Origin of the sequence: Okeania sp. SIO2B3 (assembly GCF_010672525.1) — a bacterium.
GTDB lineage: Bacteria > Cyanobacteriota > Cyanobacteriia > Cyanobacteriales > Microcoleaceae > Okeania.
This window is the reverse complement of sequence record NZ_JAAHGH010000187.1, coordinates 1-6658: the sequence shown is the minus strand read 5'-3', so window position 1 is coordinate 6658 and position 6658 is coordinate 1. Positions and strand designations below refer to the sequence as shown.

Annotated in this window: 2 protein-coding genes; both read left to right on the top strand. The window is 32.6% G+C overall.

What is annotated here, in order from left to right:
• The first annotated feature begins 1741 nt into the window (after positions 1-1741).
• On the top strand, positions 1742-3781 hold the full coding sequence (locus F6K15_RS37050; protein ID WP_293071009.1) for an AarF/ABC1/UbiB kinase family protein: 2040 nt from the start codon (positions 1742-1744) through the stop codon (positions 3779-3781).
• 900 nt (positions 3782-4681) lie between these two features.
• The gene (locus tag F6K15_RS37045) at positions 4682-6172 is read left to right on the top strand and encodes a mCpol domain-containing protein (protein ID WP_293071007.1); all 1491 of its coding nucleotides are present in this window, start codon (positions 4682-4684) and stop codon (positions 6170-6172) included.
• Positions 6173-6658: the final 486 nt, after the last annotated feature.

The window sequence follows — 6658 nt, the reverse complement described above, 5'->3', positions numbered from 1 at the left end:
TGGGATGTGAAAATCAACTGTCAGTTTCCTGACTTTCTAGGTTTGATGCTCTACTGTTGTGTATGTCGCAATAGTCATTCTTTACAATTAATTTTTCGATTCTTGATTTGCTAACAATTTTTCTATGACTAGAGGAAATTTCCGGTAGAGATAGAGTCAAATATTTTCTGGGATGTGGAAATCAACTGTCAGTTTCCTGACTTTCTAGGTTTGATGCTCTACTGTTGTGTATGTCGCAATAGTCATTCTTTACAATTAATTTTTCGATTCTTGATTTACTAAAAATTTTTTTGTGACTAGAGGAAATTCTGGGTAAAGAGATTAGAGTCCGATATTTTCTGAGATGTAGAAATCAGCTCTCAGTTGCCTTGCTGTCTATTTTATTTTCTAGTCCGGAAATAAACAAATACATTAGATATTAGTAATAAAGTAAAACTGCAAAAGAAAAGCTAAGTTGCGATAAATGTTTTTTGGCCGAAAACATTATTTTACTGCAACTTAGCTTGGTTATTAACAGGAAAAAATCAATGAAAAATACGAATCACAACAACAAAGGTTGGATTCTAGAAAAGCTAGTATTGCCTTTGATTACGTCTGTAACTGTATGTTTACTAACTTCATCAACTACATCAGTTGAAATAGAGATACGTGATGTACCAGTGAAGTTTGAGGTAAGGAGGGAAAGCTTATTGAAATAATAGACTAATCTTTTACTAAAGTAAGTCCATAATTAGCATTTGAGGGTGTACTTCTAATAAAGGTACACCCATTTATTATGTGATTTTGTTGACTCGTATTTGTTACAGACATATCAAATTTTCCCGAATTTTTATAAATCGCAATACTATCATTAATACTCATTCATACGGAAAGTATACTGAAACTTCCGGACTAATAACTAATAAATTTTCTGTGAGTCGAAAAATTCTGGGTAGAGAGATAAAGTCAAATATTTTCTGAGATGCAGAAATCAACTCAGAGTTGCTTTGCAGTCTAGGTTTGATGTTCTACTATTGCGTATGTCGCAACAGTCATATTTTACAATTATTTTTTCGATTCTTGATTTACTAATAATTTTTCTGTGACTAGAGGAAATTCCGGGTAGGGAGAAATATAGTCAAATATTTTCTGGCAGTGAAAATCAACTCTGAGTTACCTTGCTCTCTAGGCTTAATTTCTACTATTGCGACATACGCAACAGTCATTTTTAAAATTATTTTTTCGATTCTTGATTTACTAACAATTTTTCTGTGACTAGAGGAAATTTCCGCTAGAGATAGAGTCAAATATTTTCTGGGATGTGGAAATCAACTCTGAGTTGCTTTGCAGTCTAGGTTTGATGTTCTACTGTTGCGTATGTCGCAATAGTGAAATTTTACAATTATTTTTTCGATTCTTGATTTACTAACAATTTTTCTGTGATTAGAGGAAATTTCCTCTAGAGATAGAGTCAAATATTTTCTGGGATGTAGAAATCAACTCTGAGTTGCTTTGCAGTCTAGGTTTGATGTTCTACTGTTGCGTATGTCGCAATAGTGAAATTTTACAATTATTTTTTTGATTCTTGATTTACTAACAATTTTTCTGTGACTAGAGGAAATTCTGGGTATGGAGATAGTCAAATTCTTACTTTTGACTTGAGCTAACTTTTGACTTTTGACTTTTGACTTTTGACTTCAGTGAAACGACAGCCATATTGTTACAATATTTAACAACCTTTATAAAAAAAATCTAAAATTTTATGAATCTGGAAACAATATCATCTGCTACCCAAAAAGAATATTTGAATTCACATACTAAGAAATTAGACACATTAGAAATAGAGGCAATGCCAGTGACAAATATAGATATGGTTAAGTCTCAAGATTATTCAAAACCAGTAGAAAGTAATGCTCTACGCTATGACCCAGAAGCAATTACAGCCTTATACAGTAAACGCCCTTTGCCAGTGTGGAAAAGGCGCATCAGTGTTTTATGGACTTTTTTATCATTTGCTTTTAGCTTGTGGTTGGACAAAATTACAGGTAATGCCACTAAAAATGAACTAAAACGGGCAATTAGGTTAAGAGAAATTTTGACAAATCTTGGTCCGGCTTTTATTAAGGTGGGACAAGCGCTATCTACTCGACCAGATTTAGCTTCTCCCATATATTTAGAAGAGTTGGCTAAGTTACAAGACCAATTACCCCCTTTTCCTAATGAATTAGCCTATCGTTTTATAGAAGAAGAATTAGGTTTCCCTCCAGAAGAAATTTATGCAGAATTAACACCTAATCCTATTGCAGCAGCTTCCCTTGGACAAGTTTATAAAGGCAAACTTAAAACAGGCGAACAAGTAGCGGTAAAAGTACAACGTCCTGGTTTAGCGGAAAATATTGCTTTAGACATTTATATATTAAGAACACTAGCTATTTGGGCACATAAAAGTATTAAGCGACTCCGCAGTGACTTAGTAGCTATTATGGATGAGTTTGGGAATCGAATATTTGAGGAAATGGACTACACTCAAGAGGGTCGTAATGCGGAAAAATTTAAGCAACTCTACGGTCATCTTCCAGATATTTATGTTCCTAAAATTTATTGGCAATATACGGGTCGTCGTGTATTAACAATGGAGTGGATAACGGGTACTAAATTAACTAATTTGGAAGCTGTAAAAGCTAAAAATATTGATGCCAAATATCTGATAGAAATTGGCGTGCAATGTTCTTTGAGACAGTTATTAGAACATGGTTTTTTTCATGCTGACCCTCATCCTGGTAATTTATTGGCTAGTCCAGAAGGTAAGTTGGTTTATCTAGATTTTGGCATGATGAGTGAGGTTAAACCTTATCAGCGATATGGTTTATTAGAAGCTGTTGTACATTTGGTAAATCGTGATTTTGAAGCTTTGGCTCAGGATTATATTAAGCTAGAATTTTTGACTCCTGATACTGATGTAACTCCGATTATTCCTGCTTTAGCTGGTGTGTTTAATAATGCTCTTGGTGCTAGTGTGGCAGAACTTAATTTTAAGAGTATTACAGACCAATTATCAGCTTTAATGTATGAGTATCCATTTACTGTGCCTGCTTATTATGCTTTGATTATTCGTTCTTTGGTGACTTTGGAAGGTATTGCGATTAATGTCGATCCTAATTTTAAGGTATTGAGTAAAGCTTATCCTTATGTGGCGAAACGTTTACTAACTGACCCTGCTCCTGAGTTAAGAACTTCTCTGAAAGATTTACTTTTTAAGGATGGTGATTTTCGTTGGAATAGATTGGAAAATCTATTAAGAAATGCGAGTAATAGTGATGATTATGATATTAGCAAGGTATTAGACCAAGCTCTAGATTTCTTATTGTCTGAACGTGGTGATTTTATTCGGGTGCGTTTAGTTGAAGAGTTGATTAATAGTCTTGACTTAGCATCCAGAAATACTTTTTCTAATGTGAGAAATAGAGTGGGTGAATTGTTGGGTATGAAGGAAGAAAAACCGACCAGAATTACATCTACAAATTCTCCAGAAGAAAAAAGAGCAGAGCATATTCAACGTATTTGGCAAATTATTCAAGATACTCCTGGTTTTGATGCTATGCAGTTGGCGCAGTTGGTGCCAAGTTTATTAGCTAAACCAGAAATGCAAAAGATGGGGCAAGAAGTTGCAAGTGGTTTGACTCAACGGGCGATCGCTCGTTTGATTCGTCAAGTATTATTATCTCCAGAGCATTCTAATGGTAATGGTAATGGTCATCAACCAGATACTAAACCTCAACTTTCTTTGCCTATTCCAAGGTAAGTTGATTAATTATTTAATAGTTAATTATTATTAGTTGTTAGTAGGAAAAGTTTCTACTGGCAACTAATTTTTTTATCAAAAAATGGAGACTTGATTGAGCAATAATACCAAATTGATAAATTTTTGCTACAAATAATTTTCTAGGTTTTAGGTGGTAGATGTTAGGTACTAGATGCTAGGTTTTAGGTTTTAGGTGGATTATTATAGCCAGTTTATTTGTAAAATTATTTTTTCAATTTGGTATTATACCAAATTTAATTTAATTAGGGCTTGCTGATTAACTGTCAAAGCCTTTATCTGTCAACACTTGATAATTTTTAGAGTTAAAAAAGGTGCAAGTTTTTTGGTCTAAAAAGCTAAAAAAATTAGAGTTTTGAGTAGATAAGGATAGAAAAATAAAGGGATATTTCTTCCTCCTAAATCCTCTAAATTATGAATTATGAATTATGAATTATAAATTATAAATCCTGAATTATATCCTCAACTATAAGACTTTTTTAGCAAACCCTAATTAGGGCTTGCCGATTAAATATAAAAGTCTTTATAGACAAAGGTTTTAGCCTTTTTAAGTATCAAAAAATGCGAGGTTTTAGGTGGTAATGGTTCAAAAATGAGTGAATTTTGTTCAAGAGTTGAGCAGAAAAATCAAGGGACGATTCTTCCTACTATTTCCTCTATAGTTTCCATTTCTCCTGTCTCCTGTCTCCTGTCTCCTACCCGAGTAAAAAGACTTTATTCAGCAAACCCTAATTAGTATCTTTCTGAAGAGGGGAAGGCAAAAGGCAGAAGGATTAAAAAAGAGTTGGAAAAAGTATCTTGATCATAACTAGACTTAGTATAACATTTAAACTCCACTATACAGTAGATAAATTATATTATAGGGAATTCAACAAATTGAAAATGAACATTTATCAAAAATCATTCAAGCTAATTTTAGCGGGAAATACAAACATTGCTGCAATGATTAACGCTATTATTAGAGCTACCCTTCAAGCGCGAAATGATACCAAAAATAGCGATTTAACTTTTCGTCAAGTACACATTTTTCATTCTGAACAATCATTACAAGCTTTGACAACTTCAGTAGGTTGGCAAGAAGCTTTAAGCAACTATAAAATTTCTTCCACAAGTTTAGTACATCATGTCACAAAAATAGAAGATTCTAATGTTGATAGATTCAGGGATCTTGTAGAGCAACTACGAACAATTGTTAACCCTCTTGATAATCCACAAAACTATATTGACTTGACAGGTGGTATTTCATCTCTTAAGTCTATACTTGCTGTTTTTGGTTATGTACTTGATATAGAAAATATTTATTCGTTGGAAATAGATTTCTCTAAAGATCCAGATACTAGAAAAAAGCAAGCTAGTCTTTTTTACCATGAATTAGAAAAAGCAGAGGTAAGTATAAAATATAGTAAGTTTCCGCCGATAAGGGAGTTTGATACTTTCGGAAAATTAAATTATACAGAGGTTTTACGCCACCGTTCAAATATTAATGATCTTGTAAATTGCCTAACAAAATTATTACCTTCTGGAGTTGATATTGAACATTTACGAGAATCACTTTTATCTGGAGTAAATTCTCGTCTAATTGGCGAAGTAACTGAAGAAACCTATAGTTATCGTCATTCTATTTTTTCTTCCTCTGCTGGAGTTGAAGAAGTCGCAAATATCATTTTAACGATTATAAAAAGTGCTGATTTGGAAAACAAAACACTAGGAAAAAAGTTAGATGAAGTGCGGGATGTTTTTTCTCAAAATCCAAAATACTTCGTTAAGACTGAAACATTAGAATATATCACTAGACTAATCACCTCCGTACGAAATGATATTGCTCATCCTTGTTCAGAAAATAGTTATTCAAAGGATATAATAGCTATTCAATCTCGCTTGTCTTCTCAATTAGCATTTGCATTTCTACAATTTACCACTAAAACACTAAGTTCTTTTCTAGATCAAAATGGTCAACTTGTAAATGTTCAAATTCTAGAAACCCCAACAGATAAAAATCAGACAATTTTTTATTTTGGGTTCGATGGTGATTTTACAGGTGACTATTTAAAAATGGCGTTTGAACAATCAAATGAAGATGAAGTAAGACAGCGAAGTCATATAGTACATGAAGTTATTGGAGAGTTGAAAAAGTTAATCTACAAAGCAACAAAAGATCACAAAAGCGTACTTTTTGCCGAAGGAGACAATATTCTCTTTAAAGCACCTTATCAGGCAAGTTTACTAAACGATTTACAGAGAATTTACAAAGAGAAAACTGGATTAACTGGCACTATCGGATACGGTAAAACATTACCTGAAGTTGCTTTAGCAATGCGTCTAGCTAAAGCTCAAGGTGGAGGTAACATTATGGGTATAGCTTTAAAAAATTAGAAATAGAGAATTAGCAAAAATCAACAATAACCTAAATTTTTATTATTAATATAATGTCAAGCAGCAAGTGTATTATAATTCAATTTTTTTACATTTTTATCTAACTATTTCATATATAACAATCCTAAATAGGTTGTGAAAAATTTAATTGTAGTTAATAGCTATTAGACATTTATAAAAAAAGATAAAGATATAGACTTTTTGCAAGAGTAGGAAACAGGGAATAGGGAATAAATTTTCAATCCAAAGATAGGAAAAATGATTTTGTAAGTGATTTTTACTTCTCTCGATAACTGTCAAATAAAGAGCAAGTTTATTTTCTGTAGGTATCTATTAAAAATCCTTTATATTCTGACTCGCTGACCAAAAAATCAGGTCTCAAGCCTCCCCTTTCAAGGGGATGAAAAAAAATAAACTTCAATATTTCAAGCCTCTGACTTTAGGCAGAGGTACTGATAACTGATAACTGATAACTGATAACTGAAA